Annotated in this window: 23 protein-coding genes; 14 read left to right on the top strand and 9 right to left on the bottom strand. The window is 70.8% G+C overall.

The genetic code is table 11. The annotated features are described in order from the left end of the window. Positions 1-5: 5 nt before the first annotated feature. The 3 genes from BKK79_RS32755 to BKK79_RS40745 all read right to left on the bottom strand — a co-directional run bounded on the left by BKK79_RS32755 (position 6) and on the right by BKK79_RS40745 (position 2,842). Complete coding sequence (locus BKK79_RS32755) at positions 6-1,238, bottom strand: CaiB/BaiF CoA transferase family protein (protein ID WP_071020303.1); 1,233 nt, start codon at positions 1,236-1,238, stop codon at positions 6-8. A 79-nt stretch (positions 1,239-1,317) separates the two neighbouring features. After that, positions 1,318-2,298 carry a tripartite tricarboxylate transporter substrate binding protein gene (locus tag BKK79_RS32750; RefSeq protein WP_084085471.1) on the bottom strand — a complete coding sequence of 327 codons (981 nt, stop codon included), beginning with the start codon at positions 2,296-2,298 and terminating at the stop codon, positions 1,318-1,320. Positions 2,299-2,551: 253 nt separating this feature from the next. Beyond that, positions 2,552-2,842: a hypothetical protein gene (locus BKK79_RS40745; RefSeq protein ID WP_157128577.1), complete on the bottom strand. Its 291-nt coding sequence runs from the start codon at positions 2,840-2,842 to the stop codon at positions 2,552-2,554. Between BKK79_RS40745 and dapA the strand changes: the two genes are divergently transcribed. The 8 genes from dapA (at position 2,841) to BKK79_RS32710 (ending at position 11,817) form a co-directional block, all read left to right on the top strand. Beyond that, the gene (gene dapA / locus BKK79_RS32745) at positions 2,841-3,734 is read left to right on the top strand and encodes a 4-hydroxy-tetrahydrodipicolinate synthase (RefSeq protein ID WP_071039938.1); all 894 of its coding nucleotides are present in this window, start codon (positions 2,841-2,843) and stop codon (positions 3,732-3,734) included. The genes BKK79_RS40745 and dapA overlap by 2 nt on opposite strands. A 35-nt stretch (positions 3,735-3,769) precedes the next feature. After that, positions 3,770-4,939, top strand: coding sequence for an iron-containing alcohol dehydrogenase (locus BKK79_RS32740; RefSeq protein ID WP_071020315.1), 1,170 nt, complete (start codon positions 3,770-3,772; stop codon positions 4,937-4,939). Continuing rightward, the gene (locus tag BKK79_RS32735; protein ID WP_071039937.1) at positions 4,936-6,303 is read left to right on the top strand and encodes a four-carbon acid sugar kinase family protein; all 1,368 of its coding nucleotides are present in this window, start codon (positions 4,936-4,938) and stop codon (positions 6,301-6,303) included. The genes BKK79_RS32740 and BKK79_RS32735 overlap by 4 nt, the downstream gene beginning before the upstream one ends. Next, positions 6,300-7,331, top strand: coding sequence for a 4-hydroxythreonine-4-phosphate dehydrogenase PdxA (gene pdxA, locus BKK79_RS32730; protein ID WP_071039936.1), 1,032 nt, complete (start codon positions 6,300-6,302; stop codon positions 7,329-7,331). The genes BKK79_RS32735 and pdxA overlap by 4 nt, the downstream gene beginning before the upstream one ends. Before the next feature lie 143 nt (positions 7,332-7,474). Then, positions 7,475-8,899, top strand: a complete 1,425-nt coding sequence (locus tag BKK79_RS32725; RefSeq protein ID WP_071039935.1) for a sodium:solute symporter family protein — start codon at positions 7,475-7,477, stop codon at positions 8,897-8,899. A 25-nt stretch (positions 8,900-8,924) separates the two neighbouring features. Continuing rightward, the gene (locus BKK79_RS32720; protein WP_071039934.1) at positions 8,925-10,118 is read left to right on the top strand and encodes a sialidase family protein; all 1,194 of its coding nucleotides are present in this window, start codon (positions 8,925-8,927) and stop codon (positions 10,116-10,118) included. A 128-nt stretch (positions 10,119-10,246) separates the two neighbouring features. After that, complete coding sequence (locus tag BKK79_RS32715; RefSeq protein WP_071039933.1) at positions 10,247-11,038, top strand: DeoR/GlpR family DNA-binding transcription regulator; 792 nt, start codon at positions 10,247-10,249, stop codon at positions 11,036-11,038. Between the two features lie 74 nt (positions 11,039-11,112). Then, on the top strand, positions 11,113-11,817 hold the full coding sequence (locus BKK79_RS32710; RefSeq protein ID WP_071022605.1) for an SDR family NAD(P)-dependent oxidoreductase: 705 nt from the start codon (positions 11,113-11,115) through the stop codon (positions 11,815-11,817). Positions 11,818-11,850: 33 nt separating this feature from the next. Here the strand turns inward: BKK79_RS32710 and BKK79_RS32705 are convergent, their stop codons facing one another. Continuing rightward, positions 11,851-13,404, bottom strand: a complete 1,554-nt coding sequence (locus tag BKK79_RS32705) for a tetratricopeptide repeat protein (protein ID WP_071039932.1) — start codon at positions 13,402-13,404, stop codon at positions 11,851-11,853. Positions 13,405-13,688: 284 nt separating this feature from the next. Between BKK79_RS32705 and BKK79_RS32700 the strand changes: the two genes are divergently transcribed. Beyond that, the gene (locus tag BKK79_RS32700) at positions 13,689-14,759 is read left to right on the top strand and encodes an MBL fold metallo-hydrolase (RefSeq protein ID WP_071039931.1); all 1,071 of its coding nucleotides are present in this window, start codon (positions 13,689-13,691) and stop codon (positions 14,757-14,759) included. 18 nt (positions 14,760-14,777) lie between these two features. On the opposite strand, the gene BKK79_RS32695 is transcribed toward BKK79_RS32700, so the two are convergent. Together BKK79_RS32695 and BKK79_RS32690 are read right to left on the bottom strand one after the other, a co-directional pair. Continuing rightward, on the bottom strand, positions 14,778-14,993 hold the full coding sequence (locus BKK79_RS32695; RefSeq protein WP_071039930.1) for a hypothetical protein: 216 nt from the start codon (positions 14,991-14,993) through the stop codon (positions 14,778-14,780). Positions 14,994-15,030: 37 nt separating this feature from the next. Next, entirely contained in the window at positions 15,031-15,423 is a 393-nt protein-coding gene (locus BKK79_RS32690) for a DUF4156 domain-containing protein (RefSeq protein ID WP_083384536.1), read from the bottom strand. A 95-nt stretch (positions 15,424-15,518) separates the two neighbouring features. Between BKK79_RS32690 and BKK79_RS32685 the strand changes: the two genes are divergently transcribed. Together BKK79_RS32685 and BKK79_RS32680 are read left to right on the top strand one after the other, a co-directional pair. Continuing rightward, complete coding sequence (locus BKK79_RS32685) at positions 15,519-16,097, top strand: DUF2975 domain-containing protein (RefSeq protein ID WP_071020354.1); 579 nt, start codon at positions 15,519-15,521, stop codon at positions 16,095-16,097. A gap of 6 nt (positions 16,098-16,103) precedes the next feature. Beyond that, the gene (locus tag BKK79_RS32680; RefSeq protein WP_071039929.1) at positions 16,104-16,355 is read left to right on the top strand and encodes a helix-turn-helix domain-containing protein; all 252 of its coding nucleotides are present in this window, start codon (positions 16,104-16,106) and stop codon (positions 16,353-16,355) included. A 43-nt stretch (positions 16,356-16,398) separates the two neighbouring features. Here the strand turns inward: BKK79_RS32680 and BKK79_RS32675 are convergent, their stop codons facing one another. Next, positions 16,399-17,265, bottom strand: a complete 867-nt coding sequence (locus tag BKK79_RS32675; RefSeq protein WP_232346373.1) for a DUF1653 domain-containing protein — start codon at positions 17,263-17,265, stop codon at positions 16,399-16,401. Between the two features lie 323 nt (positions 17,266-17,588). Between BKK79_RS32675 and BKK79_RS32670 the strand changes: the two genes are divergently transcribed. After that, positions 17,589-17,816, top strand: coding sequence for a hypothetical protein (locus BKK79_RS32670; protein ID WP_071039928.1), 228 nt, complete (start codon positions 17,589-17,591; stop codon positions 17,814-17,816). Positions 17,817-17,833: 17 nt separating this feature from the next. Here BKK79_RS32670 and BKK79_RS32665 read toward each other — a convergent pair whose 3' ends face one another. Further along, positions 17,834-18,304, bottom strand: coding sequence for a GNAT family N-acetyltransferase (locus BKK79_RS32665; RefSeq protein WP_071039927.1), 471 nt, complete (start codon positions 18,302-18,304; stop codon positions 17,834-17,836). Positions 18,305-18,519: 215 nt separating this feature from the next. Here BKK79_RS32665 and BKK79_RS32660 point away from each other — a divergent pair, with 215 nt between their 5' ends. After that, positions 18,520-20,166, top strand: a complete 1,647-nt coding sequence (locus tag BKK79_RS32660) for a Na+/H+ antiporter (protein WP_071039926.1) — start codon at positions 18,520-18,522, stop codon at positions 20,164-20,166. A 38-nt stretch (positions 20,167-20,204) separates the two neighbouring features. Here the strand turns inward: BKK79_RS32660 and BKK79_RS32655 are convergent, their stop codons facing one another. Continuing rightward, positions 20,205-21,449: an MFS transporter gene (locus BKK79_RS32655; RefSeq protein WP_071039925.1), complete on the bottom strand. Its 1,245-nt coding sequence runs from the start codon at positions 21,447-21,449 to the stop codon at positions 20,205-20,207. A 127-nt stretch (positions 21,450-21,576) separates the two neighbouring features. Here BKK79_RS32655 and BKK79_RS32650 point away from each other — a divergent pair, with 127 nt between their 5' ends. Further along, entirely contained in the window at positions 21,577-22,539 is a 963-nt protein-coding gene (locus tag BKK79_RS32650; RefSeq protein ID WP_071039924.1) for a LysR family transcriptional regulator, read from the top strand. The last annotated feature ends 1 nt before the right edge of the window (position 22,540 follow it).

The raw sequence follows: 22,540 nt of genomic DNA, 5'->3' as shown, positions 1-22,540 counted from the left end.
GCGGACTAGCGCAGCGTTCCTTCCTCGCGCAGCCTGGCCACGCCGGCGCCGTCGATGCCCAGCCACTCGGCCAGCACCGCGTCGGTATCTTCGCCCAGCAGCGGCGGCGCCTTACGGTATTCCACCGGGGTGGCCGACAGGCGCAGCGGGCTGGCCACCGTGGGCGCCGTGCCGGCCAGCGGGTGCGCCAGCGTGCGCGCCAGGCCGCGATGCACCACGTGCGGGTCGGCGAACACCTGGGCGATATCGTTGATGGGACCGCTGGGCACGCCGGCCTCGGCCAGCGCGGCCAGCCACGTATCGCGCGGACGCGTGCGCATGACCGCTTCCAGCTCCGGGATCAGCGCGTCGCGGTTGACGATGCGCTGGCTGTTGGTGGCGAAGCGCGCATCGGTGCCGAGCTCGGCGCGCCCGATCGCCTCGCAATAGGCGCGGTACTGGCTGTCGTTGCCGACCGCCACGATCAGGTGCCCGTCGCTGGCGGCGAAGACCTGGTAGGGCACCACGTTCTGGTGGGCGTTGCCGGCACGGCGCGGCGCCTGGCCGGAAGTCAGGTAGTTGAGCGGCTGGTTGGCCAGCATGGCGACCTCGCAATCGAGCAGGGCGATGTCGAGCTGCTGCCCCTCGCCGCTGCGCTGGCGCTCCAGCACGGCGGCCAGGATGGCGACCGTGGCATACATGCCGGTCATCACGTCGACCACGGCCACGCCGGCCTTCTGCGGTCCGCCGCCGGGCAGGTCGTCGCGCTCGCCGGTGATGCTCATCAGCCCGCCCATGCCCTGGATCATGAAGTCATAGCCCGGCCGCGCCGCATAGGGCCCGTCCTGGCCGAAACCCGTGATCGAGCAGTAGATCAGGCGCGGGTTGAGCGCGCGCAGGCTCTCGTAGTCCAGGCCGTACTTGGCCAGGCCGCCGACCTTGTAGTTCTCCACCAGGATGTCGCAGGACGCCGCCATCTCGCGCACCAGGGCACGGCCCGACTCCGTAGTGAAATCGAGCGCTACCGAGCGCTTGTTGCGGTTCATGCTGAGGTAGTAGGCGGCCTCGCTGGTGTCCTCCCCCTGCCCGTCGCGCAGGTAGGGCGGGCCCCAGCCGCGCGTGTCGTCGCCGCGCCCGGGATGTTCAATCTTGATCACGTCGGCGCCGAGGTCGGCGAGGTTCTGGGTGCACCAGGGGCCCGCGAGGACGCGGGTCAGGTCGAGGACACGAAGGCCGTGGAGCGCGGGAAGGCGTGGCATGGCGGCGGAAAGTAGTGTTGGAAACGGACGGAGGAGGCGCAGAGCCTCCTCCAGGCGGCGGCCCTGCCGCGCCTCGGCGTCAGTCGAGGGTGACGTTGGCCTGCTTGACGATGGCGGCCCACTTGCGGTTTTCCGCGTCGAGGAAGGCGGCGTAGTCGGCGGGGCTGCCGGACACCAGGTCGACGCCCTGCTCGGCGAAGCGCTGGCGCAGGTCCGGCGCGTGGGCAATGGCCACCAGCTCCTTGTTCAGGCGCTGCACGATGGCGGCCGGGGTCTTGCCCTGCACGTGGATGCCGAACCAGGCCGTGATGTTGTAGCCCGGCACGCCGGCCTCGGCCATGGTGGGCACGTCGGGCAGCAGCGGCGAGCGCTTCGGGCCGGTCACTGCCAGCGCGCGCAGCTTGCCGGCGCGGATCTGCGGCAGCGCCGTGTTCAGGCTGTCGAACATGAAGGCCGTATGGCCGGCCAGCAGGTCGGCCATGGCGGGCGCGCTGCCCTTGTAGGGGATGTGCGTGAACTCGGTGTGGGTCGACGCGGCGAAGGTGGCCGCGGACAGGTGCGAGGACGAGCCGTTGCCGAAGGAGCCGTAGGTCAGCTTGCCCGGCGCCTGCTTGCCCGCGGCCACCAGGTCGGCGACCGACTTGTAGGGACTGCCGGCGCCGTTGACCACCAGCACGTTATGGCCTTCGGCCACCAGCATCACCGGCGCCAGGTCGGCCTTCGGGTCGTAGGGCAGCTTGCGGTACAGGTGGTTGTTGACCGCGCCCTGCCCGATCGCCGCCAGCAGCAGCGTATAGCCGTCGGGCGCGGACTTGGCGACGAGGTCGGTGGCGATGATGCCGCTGGCGCCCGGCTTGTTCTCCACCACCACCGGCTGCCCCAGCGCCACGGAAAGGCGCTGGGCGATGCTGTGACCGATCACATCGGTCACGCCGCCGGGCGTGAACGGCACCACCAGCTTGATGGGACGGTCCGGATAAGCGGCGTGGACGGCGCCTGCCAGGAAGGTGGTGGTGGCCAGCGCGGCCAGGGCGAGCTTGCGCAGGATGCGTGTCGACACGATCAGAATCCTCCAGTTGGTGTTCTATGCCTTTCCATGCGGCAATCGCCTTCTTTGTGCGATTACCGTGCATCCGTCTGATGCATGGCGAGGCCAGTATTTTCCACAGAAAACAGAGGTTCTTGTATGCCCGTCTTGCGCGGATAGTTCGATTATCGGCCATTGATCGGAGCGACAGGGAAGGCCGCCTCAGGCACCGCTCCGGCACGATGGAAGTGTCTGGGCAGACATGCAGCGGACCGGGTGCGCGCAGTCACCAGGCCACTTTGACGCGCATTTCCCGCACATTGCGGCAGCTTGATCGATCGCCCCTCCCTATTTTGATCGTTTCAATCAAACTCGGGTTAACGATGATCGATTCAACCAGATCATCCACTACAATGACGGAATCGATCGGAACGTGCCGCGCATCGCGACCGAACCGATCAAACCAACGGATCGCGCGGACCTTGCCATCGATGGCAGAGGCCACCCTCGACCGCCCCGCACAACAAGCCGCCCGGCCTTCCATCGGGCGGCGCGCATGGCAAGGAGAGCCAAGCATGACCATCTCGTTCCGAGGGATCATCCCCGCCCTGATCACGCCGATGACCCCCGACGAAGCGGTCGACGAAGCCGGCCTGCGCACCCTGGTCGACCGCCTGGTCGACGCCGGTGTCCATGCCCTCTTCGTGCTCGGCACCAACGGCGAATTCATCGCACTGTCCGAAGAAGAGAAGCTGCGCATCGCCCGCATCACCGTGGCGCAGGCGCGCGGCCGCGTGCCGGTGATTGCCGGCACCGGCGCCTATGCCACGCGCGACGTCATCGCCCTCAACAGCAAGATGCTGGACACCGGCGTCGACGCGGTGTCGGTGATCACCCCTTACTTCAACGGCGCCACCCAGGCGGAACTGGTCGAACACTACCGTGCCATCGCCGCCGCCACCTCCCTGCCGGTCATGCTCTACACCATCCCGGCCAAGGCCGGCGTGACGCTGACCATCGACTCCGTGCGCCGCCTCGCCGAGGTACCGAATATCCGCGGCATCAAGGACAGCGGCGGCGACTTCGACCGCCTGCTGCAACTGATCAACCTGCGCCGCGACGACTTCGCCGTCTTCACCGGCACCGACTCGATGATCCTGTGGACACTGATCGCCGGCGGCGACGGCGCCGTGGCGGCCACCACCAATGCCGTGCCGGGCGTCGTGATGTCGATCTGGAACCGCTTCCAGGCCGGCGACATCGCCGCCGCGCGCGCGGCCCAGGAATCGCTGCGCGCGCTGCGCGACGCCTTCGCCCTCGGCACCATGCCGGTGGTGCTGAAGACCGCCGCCGAGATGCTCGGCATGCCCGCCGGCCCCGCCCGCGCCCCGGCCCGACCGCTCGACGCCAAGACCCGCGAGCACCTGGCCGAGGCCCTGTCCGTCTACCGCACCGCCGCCGCGCGCTGAGCCCGCGGCGCCCGACCCAGCCACCGGATCCGGCCATGACCACCACCTACCATTTCCAGACCGTCAAGCACCTCGTGCACGGCACCGGCAGCCTCGACCTGCTGCCCGAAAAGCTGGCCCTGCTCGACCGCCCGGTCGCGCGCCTGGCCCTGATCACCCAGCCGGTGATGGAAGAGAACGGCACCATCGCGCGCGTGGTCGCGGCGCTGGCGGCACGCGACGTCGAGGTGCGCGTCGTGCGCGGCGTCGAGCCGGAGCCGACCATCGAGAACATCGAGACCGTGTTCCGCGAGCAGATCGCGCCGTTCGCGCCGCAGGCCGTGCTGTCCATCGGCGGCGGCAGCGTGCTGGACGCGGCCAAGCTGTTCGCCGTGCGCCTGACCAACGACGCCCCGCTGCGCGACTGGCTGGGCATCGACCGCATCGCCCACCCGGGCGTGCCGATGATCCTGGTGCCGACCACCGCGGGCACCGGCTCCGAGGTCACCCCCAACGCCATCGTCACGCTGCCGGACGAGGCCCTCAAGGTCGGCATCGTCAGCCGCCACCTGCTGCCGCAGCTGGTGATCCTGGACGCCGCGCTGACCTTCGACCTGCCGCAGCCGATCACGGCGGCGACCGGCGTCGATGCCTTCGTGCATGCGCTGGAGTCCTATATTTCCACCAAGGCCAATCCGGTCAGCGATATGTTCGCGCTGGAATCGATGCGGCTGATCGGCGCCAACATCGTCACCGCCTACCGCGACGGCCACGATGCGCCGGCGCGCGAGGCCATGATGCTCGGCTCGATGTACGGCGGGCTGGCCCTGACCGCCGCCGGCACCGCCGCCGTGCACGCACTGGCCTACCCGCTGGGCGGCATGTTCCATATCACGCACGGGGTCGCCAATGCCATGCTGCTGCCGCATGTGATGGCCTTCAACGCGAGCGCGGTTGCCGGCCGCCTGGCCACCGTGGCGCGCACGCTGGGCATCGCCGACGCCGCCACCGGCGAGCAGGCCGCCACCCAGGCGCTGATCGCCCGCCTGGCGGAATGGACCGAAGTGCTGCGCATTCCGCAGGACCTGCGCCGCTACGGCGTGTCCGAGGCGGACGTGCCGGCACTGGCCGTGGCCGCCTCCAAGGTCACGCGCCTGATGGCCAACAATCCCAAGCCGATGTCGCTCGCCGATATCGAGGCGGTCTACCAGCGCCTGCTGCCGTGAACGCTCCCGCCATCCGCGCCCGCCTGCTGATCGTCGCCGACGACCTGTCCGGCGCCGCCGACTGCGCCGTCGCCGGCACCCGCCTGGGCCTGCGCAGCGCCGTGCTGCTGCACGCGGGCGCCGCCTGCCCGGCCGGGCAGGACGTGCTGGCGGTGGATGCCGATTCGCGCCGCGCGGCGCCGGCCGAGGCCGCCCGGCGCCAGCTCGATGCCTGGCAGGCACTGGCCGGCGCCGGCACGCGCCTGTACAAGAAAGTCGACTCGACGCTGCGCGGCAACGCCGCCGCCGAGATCGCCGCCCTGGTGCCGCTGGCCGGGCTGGCCATCGTCGCCCCGGCCTATCCGGCCACCGGCCGCACCACCCGCGATGGCCGCCAGTGGCTGCACGGCGTGGCGGTCGAGAAGACCGAGGTGTGGCGCAATGAAGGCATCCCGGGACGCGCCGACCTTGGCGCGATGCTGCGCGCACAGGGGCTGCGCACGGCGCTGCTGCCGCTGGAGGCGATCCGCGCCGGCCGGCCGGCGCTCGCCGCCCGCTTCGCCGCGCTGCAGGCCGAAGGAATCCAGGCCGTGGTCTGCGACGCGCTGGGCGAGGATGACCTCGCGCACATCGCCACCGCATCGGCCGCGCTGCAGCGTGTCTTCTGGGCCGGCTCCGGCGGCCTCGCGCCCGCGCTGATGCAGGCGCTCGGCCTGGACCGCCGCGCCGGCGAAGGCGCTGACGGAGGCGCTGACGGAGGCGCTGAAGATACCGACGGCCACGATGCCGACGACCACGATGGCGCGGGAGCCGCCGCCGGCACCGATGCCGGGATCGTCCCCGGCCCCGTGCTGACCGTGGTCGGCAGCATGTCCAGCATTTCCCATACCCAGGCTGCCCGCCTGCGCGACGCCGCCGGCGACGCGCTGCTGGCGTTCGAGGTGCCGGTCGACGGCCCCGACGAAGCCGTCGCGCCGCTGGGCCAGGCCGTCGCCGCCGCGCTGCGCGCGCGCCGCGACGTGCTCGTCACGCTCAGCCAGGCCACCCGCGCCGACCCGGCCGACGGCCTGCGCCACTGCCGGCGCCTGGCCACGCTGCTGGCGCCCGGCCTGCCGCTGGCCGGCGCCCTGGTGGCCACCGGCGGCGAAACGGCGCGCGCGCTGCTGGCCGCGGCCGGCATCGAGGCGCTGCGGATCGCCGAAGAGGTCGAACCCGGCATGCCGCTGCTGCACGCTGCCCGTGCCGGCGCGCCGCTGGCGGTGGTAACCAAGGCGGGCGGCTTCGGCACGCCCGGCTCCCTGCATGCCGCGTGGAAGCGCCTGTCCGCCGCCACGCCCGTGGACGCGCCGCGCGCGCCCATCCGAACCAAGGAAACCCTGCAATGACTGCAACGAGCTACCGGCCGGTCATCGGCATCACCATGGGCGACGCCGCCGGCGTCGGCCCCGAGATCATCATGAAGGCGCTGTCGCATCGCGCGGTCTACGAGCAATGCCGCCCGATCGTGGTCGGCGACGCCGTGCGCCTGCGCGACGCCGGCCGCCGCGCCGGCACGGCGCTGGAAGTGCGCACCGTCGCGCAGCCGGCCGATGCCGTGTTCCGCCCCGGCATCGTCGATTGCATCGACCTCGGCCTGATTCCCGCCGACCTGCCCTACGGCCAGCTGTCGGCCGTGGCCGGCGACGCCGCCTACCGCTACATCGCGCGCACCGTCGAGCTGACCTCGGCCGGCGAGTTCGATGCCATCTGCACCGCGCCGCTCAACAAGGAAGCGCTGCACGCCGGCGGCCACATCTTCCCCGGCCACACGGAGATGCTGGCGCACCTGACCGGCATCGACGAGGTGTCGATGATGCTGGTGGCGCCGAACCTGCGCGTGATCCACGTGACTACCCATATCGGCCTGCTCGATGCCATCCGCCGCATCGAGCCGGGCCTGGTCCAGCGCACCATCGAGCGCGCCCACACCACGCTGGTGCGCGCCGGCATCGCACAGCCCCGCATCGGCGTGTGCGGCATCAACCCGCATGCCGGCGAGAACTGCCTGTTCGGCTACGGCGAAGAGGAAGAGAAGATCATCCCGGCGGTGCAGGCGCTGCAGGCGCGCGGCTGGCAGGTGGAAGGCCCGCTGCCCGCCGACACCCTGTTCTTCCGCGCCGGCCGCGGCGACTTCGACGTGGTGGTGGCGATGTACCACGACCAGGGCCACGGCCCGGTCAAGGTGATGGGGCTCGAAGCCGGCGTCAACATCACCGTCGGCCTGCCCGTGATCCGCACCTCGGTCGACCACGGCACCGCCTTCGACATCGCCGGCAAGGGCATCGCGGACGAACGCAGCATGCTGGAGGCGCTGCGCCAGGCCTGCGAGCTGGCCACGCGGCGCGAGCAGGCCCGGCCGGCGCAGGCCGCCTGATCCCTCTCACGCACGCACTTTCTCACCCTCGCGCCGGGGCCGCCGCGGCCCCGCGCAACGCAGAACAGACACCGCAGCACCCAGAGCCGGCACCGACAAGCCGGCCCCGCGGGAATCCTCCCGCGCCTGACCAGGAGACAGAGATGACGTCCTTCTCGCATGGGGACACCGTCCTCATCATCGCCATGGTGGCGGTCTACATCGTGGTGACCAGCGTGGCCAGCGTGCGCCTGCGCAGCCGCGATTCCGAGCAGTTCATGGTGGCGGGCCGCTCGATGCCGGCCGTGGTGGTGGCGGTGCTGCTGATGTCGGAGTACATCGGCGCCAAGTCCACCGTCGGCACCTCCCAGGAAGCCTTCAACGTGGGCATCGCCGCGTCCTGGTCGGTGATCTCGGCGGCCATCGGCTTCCTGCTGTTCGGCCTCTTCATGGCCAAGCGGCTCTATGCCTCGGGCGAGTTCACCATCTCCGGCTTCATCGCCCGCAAGTACGGCAACGGCGCCAAGCTGGTGGTCTCCGCCATCATGATCTACGCCCTGCTGCTGGTGAACGTCGGCAACTATGTCAGCGGCGCGGCGGCCATCTCCACGGTGATGCACGTCGACCTGACCACCGCGGCGCTGATCACCGCCGCCATCAGCACCATCTACTTTGCCTGGGGCGGCCTCAAGAGCGTGGCCTACCTGACCATCTTCCACAGCGCCGTCAAGCTGCTCGGCATCGGCATCCTGGTGGCCGTGGCCTGGCGCCTCACCGGCGGCCTGGCGCCGATGGTGCGGACCATGCCCGAGCATTACTTCACCTGGCACGGCGCGCTCAGCGGCGGCACCATCGGCGCCTGGATCATCGGCTCGGCGGGCGCCATCTTCTCCACCCAGTTCATCATCCAGGCCATTTCCGCCACCAAGAGCCCGGCGGCGGCGCGCCAGGCCTCGCTGATGGCCGCCGTGCTGTGCGTGCCGATCTCGATCGCGCTGGGCTTCATCGGCGTCGCCGCCAAGTACCTCTACCCCGAGATCAAGAGCCTGTACGCGCTGCCGGTCTTCCTGCAGCACATGCACCCGCTGCTGGCCGGCGTGGTCACCACCTCGCTGGTGGCCTCGATCTTCGTCAGCGTCTGCACCGTGGCCCTGGCCATCGCCTCGCTGATCGTCAAGGACTTCTACGTGCCGCGCTACCGCCCCACGCCTGAGCAGGAGCTGCGCGCGACGCGCTGGATCTCGCTGGCGGTCGGCTTCGTGCCGCTGGTGTTCGTGCTGTTCGTACCGCAGATCCTGGCGCTTTCCTTCTTCACCCGCGCGCTGCGCCTGTCGGTCTCGATCGTGGCCCTGATCGGCATCTACCTGCCCTTCTTCGGCAGCAGCCGCGGCGCCGTCGCCGGCCTGGTGCTGGCGGCCGTGGCCACCACCGCCTGGTACCTGCTGGGCAACCCCTTCGGCATCGACAATATGTACGTCGCGCTGGTGACGCCGGCGCTGGTCCTGGTGGTCGAGAAGCTGTTCGCGCCGGCCCGCGCCGCCCAGGGCGCGCCCGCCGCCAGCGCCCGCCCGAACGGCTCCGCGCAATGACCCAACCCCTCACCCGACACACGCCATGAACGCCATCGTCCAGCCCGCCGCCGCCCTCGCGCTCACCGCCAGCGACGGCGAAGTGCACCTCGCCAGCACCGATGCCGGCCGCCGCGAGGCCTTCCTGCCGACGCCCTGCGTGCAGAACCATGCCGCCAACCTGCTCGCCCTGCCCGGCGGCGACCTGCTGTGCGCCTGGTTCGGCGGCACCCAGGAAGGCATTCCCGACGTCTCGATCTACCTGTCCCGGCTGCCGGCCGGCGGCCGGCACTGGACGCCGCCGCTGAAGCTGTCGGAGGATCCGGCGCGCTCCGAACAGAACCCGGTGCTGTTCGCCGCGCCGGACGGCCGCCTCTGGCTGCTCTACACCGCCCAGCTCTCCGGCCACCAGAACACCGCCATCGTGCGCCGGCGCATCTCCGACGACGGCGGCCGCAGCTGGGGCCCGATCGAGACCCTGTTCGACCGCCCCGGCACCTTCGTGCGCCAGCCCATCGCCGTGCTGCCCGACGGCGCCTGGGCCTGCCCGGTGTTCCTGTGCCGCACCCAGCCGGGCGAGCGCTGGGTCGGCAACGACGACGTCAGCGCCGTGATGGTGTCCGAAGACCAGGGCCTGACGTGGCACGAGCACGTGGTGCCCGACAGCGTCGGCTGCGTCCACATGAACGTGCAGCCGCTCGCCGATGGCAGCCTGCTGGCGCTGTACCGCAGCCGCTGGGCCGATGCCATCTACGCCAGCCGCTCGCGCGACGGGCGCCACTGGAGCGCGCCCGAGCCGACCGGGCTGCCCAACAACAACTCCTCGATCCAGTTCGTGGCGCTGCGCAACGGCCATCTGGCGCTGGTGTTCAACGAGAGCGATGCCTCCCACAGCAGCGAGCGGCGCGCTTCCCTCTACGACGACATCGAGGATTCGGAGGACAGCGGCGAGTTGCGCGAGCAGCAGGCATCGGCACGCGGCACCGCCTTCTGGGGCGCGCCGCGCGCGCCGCTGTCGCTGGCCATTTCCGAGGACGGCGGGCGCACCTGGCGCCGCCGGCGCAACCTGGAAATCGGCGACGGCTACTGCATGACCAACAACTCGGCCGACCAGCGCAACCGCGAGTACTCCTACCCCTCCATCGTGGAAGGCCCCGACGGCACGCTGCATATCGCCTTCACCTACTTCCGCCAGCGCATCAAGTACGTGGCGGTGGCCGAGTCCTGGGTGCGCGGCTGAGCGCGCCGAGCGCGGCGGCAGGCGGGCGGCCACGCGGCGGACGCCGCGCCGGCGGGATTTGCTACATTGGACCCCTGCCGCGGCCCGCCCCCCCGGGCCGCGCCGTCACGGGTACAGGAACGCCACCAATGAAAGTCACCAAGCGCCGCGAGGCCATGCTGAACGCCGTCCTCAACGGCATGAACGATGTCGCCACGCTGTGCGAGCACTTCGGCATGTCGGAAGCCACGGTACGCCGCGACCTGCGCGCGCTGGCCTCGGACCGCCGCATCCTGCGCACCTACGGCGGCGCGGCCGCGGTCGGCTCGCACGAGCCGGAGGCGCCGCTGGAGGAGCGCCGCGTCAGCGGCAAGGCGCAGAAGGCGGCCATCGCCCGCGCCGCGTTCGCCCATATCGCCGACGGCGACACGGTCTTCCTCGACGGCGGCACCACCACGGCCGCGCTGGCCCCCCACCTGCCCGGAAAACAGGTGAGCGTGGTCACCAACAACCTGCTGGTGGTGGCCGCGCTGGCCGCCGCGGGGATGCCGGTGACGCTGATCGGCGGCGAGGTGCGCGCCTCCAGCATGAGCACGCTGGGCGCGCTGGCCCAGCTCTCGCTGAGCCGCATCAGCGTCGACAAGGCCTTCCTCGGCGCCGACGGCGTGGTGGCCCGCAACGGCCTGTGCGAAGCCTCGGCCGAGCAGGCCTACCTGAAGGAATGCGTGATCCGCCAGTCGGCGCACGTATTCGTGCTGGTCACCGCCGACAAGGTCGGCCACGCCAGCCAGCAGCACTGGACCCCGATCGAACGGCCCTGGACCCTGATCACCGACCAGGACGTCACGCCGGAGCAACTGGCGCCGTTCGAGGCGCGCGGCGATGTGCGCGTGGAAACGGTGGGGCAGTCCGGCCCCGGGACGGCAAGCGCCGCCGGATAGGCAGCGGGCCCTGCCCTTTTCCCTTCATCTTGGTCTTACGTAGCAAGTACCGCTCCATCATGCACCGCTCCATCATGCCTGCCACGCCAAGCCGCCCCGCTCGGGCGCGCCATGCCATCGTGACCGGGGCCTCGTCCGGGATCGGGCACGCCATCGCCATGCGCCTGCTGCAGGAGGGCTGGCGCGTCACCGGCCTGTGCCGCACGCCGCCGTCCGAGGCCATCGAGGGCCTCACCTGCGAGGCGGTCGACGTCGGCGACCTCGCCCGCCTGGCACAGGTCTGCGAGCGCCTCGGTGCCGTCGATGCCGTGGTGCATGCGGCCGGCTTCATGCGCACGGCAGCGCTGGGCGAGCTGTCGATGGAAGACGGCGCGGCAATGTGGCGGGTCCACGTCGAAGCGGCTGCCTGCCTGGCCGACCGGCTGGCGCCGCGCATGCACGCCGGCGGCCGCATCCTGCTGATCGGCAGCCGCACCGCCAACGGCGCGCCCACGCGCAGCCAGTACGCCGCCACCAAGGCCGCCCTGGTGGGCATGGCCCGCTCCTGGGCCGCCGAACTGGCGCCGCGCGGCATCACCGTCAACGTGATCGCCCCGGGCGCCACCGATACGCCCTTCCTGCGCGATCCGGGCCGCGCCGGCACGCCGCCGCGCCTGCCGCCGATCGGGCGCTTCGTCGCACCGGAAGAGGTGGCCGCGCTGGCGTCCTTCCTGCTGGGCGAGTTCGGCGGCGCCGTCACCGGCCAGCAGATCGTGATGTGCGGCGGCGCCTCGCTCTGAGCGCCGGCACGCCAGGCGGCACCGCGGCCGGCCTCAGGACTCCGCCAGGCGCTCCCGCAACGCCGCCTGCACCTGCGCCATCACCGGCGCCCAGTCGCCGCGGCGCGGCTGGCGGAACAGCCGCGTGCCCGGATACCACGGGCTGTCTCCGCGCGCGAGCTGCCAGCGCCAGTCAGGCGTGAACGGCAGCAGGATCCACGCCGGCTTGCCGAGCGCGCCGGCCAGGTGGGCGACCGCGGTGTCGACGCAGATGACCAGGTCGAGCTCCGCGACCAGCGCCGCGGTATCGCGGAAGGCATGCAGGCCCGGCGCGGCATCGCGCAGCGCCGGCAGCTCCTGCCAGGCGGCCAGGTCACCGGGCCTGGGGTCTTTCTGCAGCGCGATGAAGTCGGCCGGCGCGGCCAGCAGCGGCGCCCAGTCCTGCAAGCGCATCGAGCGGTTGCGGTCGTTCAGGTTGGTGGCGCTGCCGGCCCAGGCGATGCCGACGCGCGGCCGCGCGCGCGGCCCCAGCCAGGACGTCCACTCGGCGCGCCGCGCCGGATCCGCCTGCAGGTAGGGCACGCGGTCCGGAATCTGCGGCGCGGCCTTCCACAAGGCCAGCGGCAGGCTCATCAGGGGACAGTGGTAGTCGTACGGCGGCAGCGGCTCGCTGCGGCCGATCACCGCGGCCACCCCCGCATAGCCCTCCAGCAGCGTGCACAGGGCGTCCTGGACGCGCAGCACCAGGGTGGCGCCGCTGCCGGCGAGCCGCTCGACGTAGCGCACGAACTGCAGCGTATCGCCGAAGCCCTGCTCGCTGTGCAGCAGCAGCGTCTTGCCGGCCAGCGGCTTGTCGCCCAGCCAGGGTTCGCCGGACAGTCCGTGGTGCGGCTGCGCGCCGCTGCGCCAGCGCCACTCGTACTCGCGCCAGCCATGCTCGAACTGGCCCAGCAGCAGGTTGGTGCTGGCGCGGTTGGCACGCGCGCCGGCATTGTTCGGGTCGAGCTGCAGCGCCTTCTTGAACAGGCGCAGCGCCTCGTCGAACCGGTGCAGCTCCGCCAGCGCCACACCGAGGTTGGCATGCGCATCGGCACTGTCGGGCTTGCGCTCGATGGCGCGCCGGTAGGCCTCGGCCTCCTCCTCGTAGCGCTCCAGCAGGCCGAGCGCGCGTCCCATGTTGTAGTGGACCTCCCAGGAACCCGGCTGCCACGCCGCCACCTGGCGCAGGCGCTCCAGCGCGCCGGCGTGGTCGCCCAGGGCCGACAGCGACATGGCCGCCGCGTGCAGGGCGCCGGCCTGGCGCGGCCCCTGCGCGCCCGCCTGGTCCAGCAGCGCCACCGCGCGCGCGTGGTTGCCGGCGGCCTGGTGCGCCATGCCGGCCGCGCCCAGCCGTTCCGCGTCGGGCGGCAGCACTGCCAGGGCGCGCTCGAAATAGGCGGCGGCCTCGGCCGGCTGCCCCTGACGCAGCGCGATGTAGGCCAGTCCCTCGAGGGCATCGCCGTGGCCGGGATCGGACTGCAGCACGGCCTCCAGCTGCTGCGCGGCGGCATCGAGCCGGCCGCTGTCGAAAAAGCGCTGCGCCGCGTCGAGCCGCGCGGCAAGGTTCATCTGGACTGTCATCGGCGAGAGAAGAGACGGAAGCTGCCCGGGCAGCGCCAGCACGGCGGCCGGCGGGGCAGAGCCGGGATTATAAGAGCGGCCGGGGCAGGGCCGCCGCCCCCGGCCGGTGTGCCGCGGCGGCCGCGTGCCGCCCGCCTCGCGCGCGGACCCGCGACGCGATGCGCCGGGCCCTCCCTGCACGCGGACGCTCCGGTCCCGGCCGTTCTGCAGTAAGCTGCAGCATCCCCAACCGATCCGGCGGGCGTGCGCAGCACCCGCCGGGCCATGACACCGTGACAGAAAAACAAGACCGTCCGCAGGACACCCCCGAGACAGCCCTGACCTATCCCTTCGCCGCCCCGCCCGCGCCCGGCGGCGTGCTCGAAGTCGCCCCCGGCGTGCACTGGATCCGCATGCCGCTGCCGTATTCGCTCGACCACATCAACCTGTGGTCGATCGCCGACGGCGATGGCTGTGCCGTGGTCGACACCGGCGTGCGCACCGACGAGACCGTGGCCATCTGGCGCAGCCTCGGCAACAGCGTCCCCGGACTCGACAAGGTCACGCGCGTGTTCGTCACCCACATGCACCCCGACCACGTCGGCATGGCCGGCTGGCTCACACGCAAGTTCGACTGCAGGCTGTGGATGAGCCGCCTCGAATACCTCAACTGCCGCGTGACGACCTCCGACACCGGCCGCGAGGCACCGCCCGACGGCGTGGCCTTCTACCGTGCGGCCGGCTGGAGCGAGACCGCCCTGGAGGCCTACCGCGCCCGCTTCGGCCGCTTCGGCCAGCACATCCACGCCCTGCCCGACAGCTTCCGCCGCCTGCAGGACGGCGATGAGATCACGATCGGCGACCACGCCTGGCGCGTCGTCATCGGCATGGGCCACTCGCCCGAGCATGCCTGCCTCTACAGCCCGGCGCTCAAGCTCTTCATTTCCGGCGACCAGGTGCTGCCGCGCATCTCGTCCAACGTCTCGGTCTACCCGATGGAGCCAGACGCCGACCCGATCGCCGACTGGTACGCCTCGCTGGACAAGATCCAGCGCCAGGTGCCGGACGACGTGCTGGTGCTGCCGTCGCACAACGAGTGCTTCCGCGGCCTGCACGCCCGCCTCGACAAGCTGCGCCGCGGGCAGGACAAGAGCCTGCAGCGGCTGCGCGAGGTCCTGGGCGAGCCGCGCCGCGCGGTCGACGTGTTCGGCGCGCTGTTCTCGCGGCCCATCGCCGAATCCGACCGTGCCCTGCTGGGCCTGGCGACCGGCGAGAGCATCGCCTGCCTGAACCACCTGGTGCATCGCGGCGAGGCGAGCCGGACCGTGCGCGACGACGGCGTGATCCTCTACCAGCGCACCTGAGCCGGCCGGCTGTTGCCCTCACCGCTGTCCCGGCGCGGCTGTGGCGCGGGGCGCGACCGGCACGGTGGCGCCTGCCGGCAAGGCCCGCGGCAGAACCGGCCCTTGCTGACCGGTCAGGCCGTACGCCGCGCGAACCTGCACAGGCGCCACGGCTGCCGGCCTGGCTTCCTGCGCATCGGCCCCGCAAGCGGCCAGCCGCGGCACGCCGAGCATCACGGCGAGCAGAGCTTTCATGGCGCACGCTCCGCGCGTGACGTCTCAGCGTGACGACTCATAGCGGCGGGCAGTGGTACACATTGCCGGTCAGGGTCACGTTGGTCTGCGCCAGGTTGTCGCGCGAACCGGTCTGCCCGGCGCGCTGGGTGAGCAGGGTGACGACATTGCCGCCGAGCGCCGCAGCCTTGTTCTTCAGGTCATTGCGCGCGCCCGTTTCCAGGTCCGCATTGGAAGTGATCGCGCCGCGCAGGAAATCGCCCTGGCTGCCGGTGACATCGCCGAGAAAGCGGCACGATGGACCAGGTTCGACCTGCGTGACGCGCACCCGTGCGGCATCCGGGTTCGACGGTGTGATCGGCGCGCAGGCGGACAGCAGGCAGAGGCAGGCGGCGGGCGGGGCGAGGCGGCGGACGGTAGCGAGCGATGGCATGGCAAAAGAGAGTGGCATCAGGATTCCGATCTGAAAAATTATCGTAAAACAGAAATCTTTTTCTGTTGTACAATACTTTCCATTCCGATGCAAACCCCTCCGAAGAGGCCCGCATGAACCGCTTCCCCCTCCTCACCGCATCCACCGATGGCGCGGCCCTGTCGCGCGTGCAGGCCATCAGCCGCTGGCTGCGCTGGCTCGCACCGGCAGCCTCCGCGTTGACGCTCGCATTCCTGCCGGCTTTCTGGCTCGGCCTGTCCGCCGCCGCGCTCAGTCCCGCCGTGCGCGGTTTCCTCGGGGATCTCGGCCCGCAGTACGCCCTGCGGCTCGACCTGCCGTTCCGCCTGGCCGGCCTGGCCGTGTCGGCACTGGCCGCCACCGCGCTGCTGACGGCGCTGTGGCAGGCCGGCCGCTTGTCCACCGCTTTCGCGCGCGGCGAGATCTTCACGCTGGCCGGCGCCATGCGCCTGCGCCGTATCGCGCTGGCGGTCGCCGCCTTCGGCGCCGCGCTGCCGCTGACGCGCACCCTGCTCGCCCTGCTGCTGGTCGACAACGGGCAACAACCCTTCTGGCTCGTCCTGGTCTACCTGGGAGACGGCCTGCTCTGGCTGTTGAGCGGCCTGCTGCTGGCCATCGCCTGGGCGCAGGTCGAGGCCACGCGCATCGCGCGCGAGAACGCGGCCTTTATCTGAATCGACATGGCCATTCTTGTCACACTGGATGTGCTGCTCGCGCAGCGGAAGATGAAGTCGCGTGAACTCGCGCAACGCATCGGCATCACCGAGCCGAACCTGTCCCTGCTCAAGTCGGGCAAGGTCAAGGGCGTGCGCTTCGACACGCTGGAAAAGATCTGCGAGGTCCTGGACTGCCAGCCTGGCGACCTGCTCGCCTACACACCCGACCCGCCCGCCGGCGACGCACAGGACGCGCAGGGCGCACAGGACGAGTAGCTGCCCCTTTGTGCCTAAGCAGCGCCGGCGACGCCGGCGACGCTCAAGCGCGCCGCGCGGCCGCCGCCATGGCGGCGATGTTCGCGCGCGCCGCCGCCTCGCAGTCAGCGAAGGCCGGAGTCAGGAACAAGCGTTCGCGCTGCGCCAGCGCCTGCAGGAAGGCAATGCGCCGGCGCAGGAAGTCCTGGTACAGCGCCTCGTCCCGCAGCCCGGTCTGCGCCGCCAGCAAGGCCCGGTTCTCGGCAAAGACGGCCTCGGTATGGGCGGCAAAGGCATCCGCCGGCGCGGCCAGCCGCAGCAGGTCGAGGTCCAGCACCGTTTCCGCCTCGTCCACCGACGGCACATGGGCACGGGTATCCAGCACGATGCGCGCGGCCAGCGCCAGCGTGTCCGCGGCCACGCCCGTGGCCACGCTCGGCAGCAGCGCGGCCGATGCCGCCTCGTTGTGCTCGCAGCCCGGCACGTAGACCGCGTCGTGGAACAGGACCGCCAGCGCCTGGGCGGGCGTGAGCCGGATACCGCGCGCCCGGGCCGCCTCGAACATCTCCAGCACATGGCGGCGGTCATGGTAGTGACGGTAAGGCGCGTCATAGCAGGCCAGCGCCTGCAGCACGGTCGCGCGCGGCAGGAAGTCGAGGCAGTCCAGCGCGGGCGGCCAATCCGGGGCGAAACGCGGCGCGCCCCCGCCCGCGGTTTCCACGGCCTCGCAGAACACATCGAGCGGACGGACCCACAGTTGCGAGCGGTCGCGCATCGCCTCGTAGACGACCACCTGCGACAGGTCGGCCTCGATGCGCCCGAGACCGACGATGCGGTAGGCCCCGCCCTTGTAGTGGCGATAGGGCATGCCGGGCTGCAGGTCGGGCGGGACGGTGCCCGCGGTGGCGGCATCGAGAGGATCTGGCGTCATGTCAGGAAGCAGGCGGTGGCCGTCGATTGCCGCACTTGGCACGGGATGTGGATGGCGGCGGGCGGCGGAGCAGGAGGTGGCGATTTTCTCACAACGCCCGCCCCGGCCGGCACTTGCACGCGCCTTCTGCCTTCCGGCCCTGCGCGCTTTATGCGAAAAGCAAATAAGCATCGTCGAACTTATTCGTTCGAACTGTCTCCGGCCGCCCGTACAGTGCGAGTCCAGGTTCCGCCGCGCCAGTCGGCCGGCGACCCGGCGCAGGGATGCCAGCCGCTTCCCCGCCGCCCGTCCCGGCGCCCCGCTCCGGGACAGCAAGGAATCCCATGCCGAACCGCCTCGCCTCCAAACCCCTCGCTCCGTCCCAGTCCGTTGCCCGCGCGCCGGATTGCCGAGGCCGTCCGGCGACGTGGCGTGCCGGCGCCGGTGCGGCTGCCGGACTCGCCGGCGTGGCCCTTTGCCTGGGCGGCGGCCCGCACTGGATGGACCTCGCCGGCCTGTTCCTCGCCAGCCTCGGCCTCCACCTCTGGGTCATTTCGCGCCAGCGGCTCTGAGCCGCGCCGCCGCCATGCTAGCCGGCGGCCTTGCGCATGAACACACTCAGCGGATCCGGCAGGTAGTCGCCGAACGGTCCGCATTCCCGATAGCCCAGGCGCGCATACAGCGCGATCGCCTCCGGCTGGCGCACGCCGGTCTCCAGTACGAACTCGCCGCAGCCGCGCGCCAGCGCCTGCGCCTCGAGGAAGGCGAGCAGGCGCGCCGCGATCCCCTGCCCGCGCCAGCCCGGCCGCACATACATGCGCTTGAGCTCGCCGGCACCGGCGCACAGCACGATCGCGCCGCAACCGACCGCCTCCCCCTGCGCGCCGCGCGCCACTGCGAACAGCACCTCGGGCCGGCACAGCGACTCGATATCGATGCCGTGGTGGCTCTCGGGCGGATAGAGCGGCTTCTGGTAAGCATCCAGTTCATCGATCAGGCCGGCAACGCAGGGCTGCGCGGCCGTCTCCAGGGCGATCGTGACATTCGGTAGGCAGGTCATGGCGAGTGGCTGGCGCGGCTTGCGCCGAGGCTGGAAATTGTGACGGCATCCTATCATCCGCTCCGGCGCCACTTACATACACTCTTGAATGTATATATAATCCGCAACCTGCCGGAAGCGTCGGGCCCACCGCCTTGTCTCCGCTTCCTTTCGCCGTACCGCGGCGCCCGCCGCGCAGCGTCCCCCTTGTGGACGAGCCTAGACAAGGACCCGCATTGAACGCCATCGAAGTCATCCTGGCCATGCTGGCGGCCGTCGTCGCCAGCGGCTACCTGGCACGCCTGTCGCCCCTTTCCCTGCCCCTGCCCCTGCCGCTGGTCCAGATCGCACTCGGCGCGCTGATCGCCGGGGTCTTCCATGCCGGCGTCACGCTGGATCCCGCCACCTTCTTCCTGCTGTTCCTGCCGCCGCTGCTGTTCCTCGACGGCTGGCGCATCCCCAAGAGCGGACTGGCCCGGGACCGTGCCGTGGTGCTGGAACTGGCGCTCGGGCTGGTGCTGTTCACGGTGCTCGGCGCCGGCTTCCTGATCCACTGGATGATCCCGGCCATGCCGCTGGCGGTCGCCTTCGCGCTGGCGGCGATCGTCTCGCCGACCGATCCCGTGGCCGTTTCGGCCATCGCCGCGCGCACACGCATGCCCAAGCGCCTGATGCACATCCTGGAGGGCGAATCCCTGCTCAACGATGCCTCGGGCCTGGTCTGCTTCCGCTTCGCGGTGGCGGCCGCCCTGACCGGCACCTTCTCGCTCGCCGGCGCCGCGCTGACCTTCCTCTGGCTGGCCCTGGCCGGCGTGGCCGTCGGTGCCGGCACCACGCTGGCGATCAGCCTCGGCCAGCGCTGGCTGGCGCCGCGTGTGGGCGAGGAAAGCGGCTCCTCCATCCTGCTCAGCCTGCTCACCCCCTTCGCCGCCTACCTGCTCGCCGAAGCCGCCCACGCCTCGGGCATCCTGGCCGCGGTGGCGGCCGGCATCACCACCAGCTACGTCGAGCTGCGCGGGCGCACCACGGCCGCCACGCGCGTGCAGCGCGCCGCCGTGTGGGATACGGTGCAGTTCACCTTGAACGGCATGATGTTCGTGCTGCTGGGCGAGCAGTTGCCGCGCATCCTCCAGGGCGCGATGGCCTCGGTCGAGCAGAGCGGGCATCTCAGTCCCTGGTGGCTGGCCGTGTACGCGCTGGCGATCAACGCGGGGCTGGCGCTGCTGCGCCTGGCCTGGGTCTGGGTCTCGCTGCGGCTCACGATGTACGCGGCACGGCGGCGCGGCGAGGCCGTGCGCAAGCCTCACTGGCGCCTGGTGGTGGCCACCGCGCTGGCCGGCGTGCGCGGCGCCATCACCCTGGCCGGCGTGCTGACCCTGCCGCTGCTGACGCCGGCCGGCGAGCCGTTCCCGGCGCGCGACCTGGCGGTGTTCCTGGCCACCGCGGTGATCCTGATCTCCCTGCTGACCGCCAGCATCGGCCTGCCGCGCCTGCTCGACGGGCTGGAGCTTCCCGAGGAGCCGGCCGAGCGCCAGGAGGAAGACCTGGGCCGGCGCCAGGCCGCGCAGGCGGCCATCGCCGCCATCGAGCAGGCCCAGTTCCACGCCTTGCGCGAAGCCGCCGACGCGGACGTCTACGCCAATGCCGCCGCCCACGTCATCTCGCTCTACCAGCACCGGCTGGCGCTCGACGGCAGCGTGCCGGGCGACACCGATCCGGAACAGTTGCGCAAGGCCGACCGGGCCGAGCGCGAGATGCGGCTGGCGGGGCTGCGGGCGGAACGCGAGACTCTCTTCGCGCTGGCCCGCCAGGACCGCATCTCCGACCATACCGCGCGCCGGCTGGTACGGGAGCTGGACCTGATGGAGTCACGCGCGCGCTAGTTTGCCGAGTCTGGACTCATTGAAATGAAGCGCTTGCGCTATGGCCGGGCACCGGCTGCCGAATCCAGCGCGTATCGACGCCGGCCGGCCGTGAATCCATGGGAACTGGCGCGCCAGGCCGCAAGCAGGCCGATGCTCACGAGCAACAGCACCACCCAGGGAAAGGACGCGACACCCGTGGTCTCGAGCAGTACACCGCCGATCATCCCGCTGCCGGCGAACGAGAGATTGAACACCGTCACCAGCATCGACTGGGCAACGTCCGCCCGACTGCCGGCCGCGTCGGCCAATGCGGTCTGCAACAAGGTCGGCGCGCCGCCAAAGCTCAGCCCCCATACCGCCACCCCCAGGCAAAGCACCGCAGGTGCCGTGCCCCCCAGGCCGAACAGCAGCGAGACCGAGGCAAAAGCGCCCAGCCCGGCCAGCACCAGAAGGCGCAGCCAGCGGTCAACCAATGAGCCGACCAGCCAGATGCCCAACATGGCCGAGACGCCGAAGATCAGCAGAACGGCATCGACATGGCGGGCCAGTCCAACCGAGGCCAGGAAGGGGGCGATATAGGTGTAGAGAATGTAGTGCGGAAGAATCCAGGCCATCACCACCAACAGCACCGGCCGTACCCCCGGGATGGCCAGCACTTGCCGCACGGGCAGACGGCTGTCGGCCGCCTGGCCGGGATAATCGGGAACCGTCCAGCGCGCCCAGGCCATCAGTATCAGCGCCATGCCCGACAGGATGCCGAACACGCTGCGCCAGCCGATCATGACGCCGAGCCGGGCACTCAACGGCACGCCGACCGATAAGGCCAGGGGAATGCCGACCATGGCCACCGCAAGCGCGCGACCTTGCATCGCGGCAGGGACCATGGCGCGCGCATAGGTTGCCAGGAGACTCCACGCCAGCCCGGTGGCAAGTCCCACGGCAAGACGCGCGGCCAATGTCACCACGTAATGCGAGGACAGCGCGGTGACGGCATTGCAGAGGCAAAATGCCGCCAGCACCAGCAACAGGACCTGCCGGCGTCGCCATCTACGCGTGACGGCCGTCAGCGGGATGGCCGCCACGCCTGCCCCCAGCGCGCAAAGGGTCACGAGTTGTCCGGCCCAGGCTTCGGTGACATGGAATCCTTGCGCAATCTGTGGGAGCAAGCCGGCCGGCACGGCCTCGTTCGCCGTGGCAATGAAACTGGTCATCGTCAATGCCAGCAAGCCTGCCAGCGGCAGCCTGCCCGCCACCTCCTGGCGCCCGCTATCCGCTGCTGCTGTTCTGCTGATTTCGTCCATAGAGTTGCCCCTCCTCTGGCTGTCGGCTGTCGCCCCTCGTCCGGGGTTGCAAGGCAGCAGTCTGGCGGGTGGACTTGGATTTGATAATTGGCTACATTTTTGAATCCAATTCAAATCCAAATGAAAGATGGCGACGGATCGGCTAGGCGATATGCGCCTGTTCGTGGAAGCGGCGGCACTCGGCAGCCTGTCCGCTGCCGGCCGCAAGCTGGGCTTTTCGCCTGCTGCCGCCAGTGCCCGGCTGGCCAAGCTGGAAGCCACGCTTCACACCAGGCTGATCGACCGCAGCACCAGGCAACTGCGCCTGACCGAAGAGGGCCGGCTGTACCACCGGCACTGCTGCATCGCCCTGAGAGCCATCGAGGATGGCGAGGCCGCGCTCCAGGCGAGCCAGGGCGCGGTGCGCGGAAAGGTCCGGATTTCAGCATCGGCCGATTTCGGCCGCCATCTGCTCAACCAGTGGCTGGACGACTTCATCCGTGCGCAGCCGGAACTGAAAATCGCCCTGACTCTGACCGACTCGCTGTCTGAGCTGCTGCACGATGACGTGGACTTTGCCATCCGCTTTGGCAAGCCGGAGAACGATTCGCTGATTGCACGCCGGCTCGCGCCGAACTGGCGGGTCTTATGCGCGGCTCCCGAGTACCTGGCCAGGCACGGTACGCCGCGCACCCCGGCTGACCTGGCCGGGCATCGCTTCATCGTCCTGGTCACCGCCGCTGGCCCGCTGAACGAATTTCATTTCGTGTCGGGAGGAAAGCGCTCGACCCACACCGTCGCCATGGACAATGCGTGGGAAACCAATGATGGCGCGCTGGCACGCACCTGGGCACTCGCCGGAGTCGGCATTGCCCGCAAGACGATCTGGGACGCTGCGGCGGATATCCGTGCCGGCGCGCTCGAGGTCCTGTTACCGGACCTGGTCGAAAGCGAGCCGGGCATCTATGCCGTCTTCCACCGGAATCGGTATATGACGCCCCGCGTGAGGGTGCTGCTGGATTTCCTGGTAGACCGCTTCCAGCGCAGCACCGCGGAGATCCTGGCCGGGCTACCCGCACCATTGGCATCGGCATCGTCGAAGATGGGCTGAC

Origin of the sequence: Cupriavidus sp. USMAA2-4 (assembly GCF_001854305.1) — a bacterium.
GTDB classification, from domain to species: Bacteria; Pseudomonadota; Gammaproteobacteria; order Burkholderiales; family Burkholderiaceae; genus Cupriavidus; species Cupriavidus malaysiensis.
Note: the sequence above shows the minus strand (reverse complement) of the source record. Positions and strands in the feature narration are given on the sequence as shown.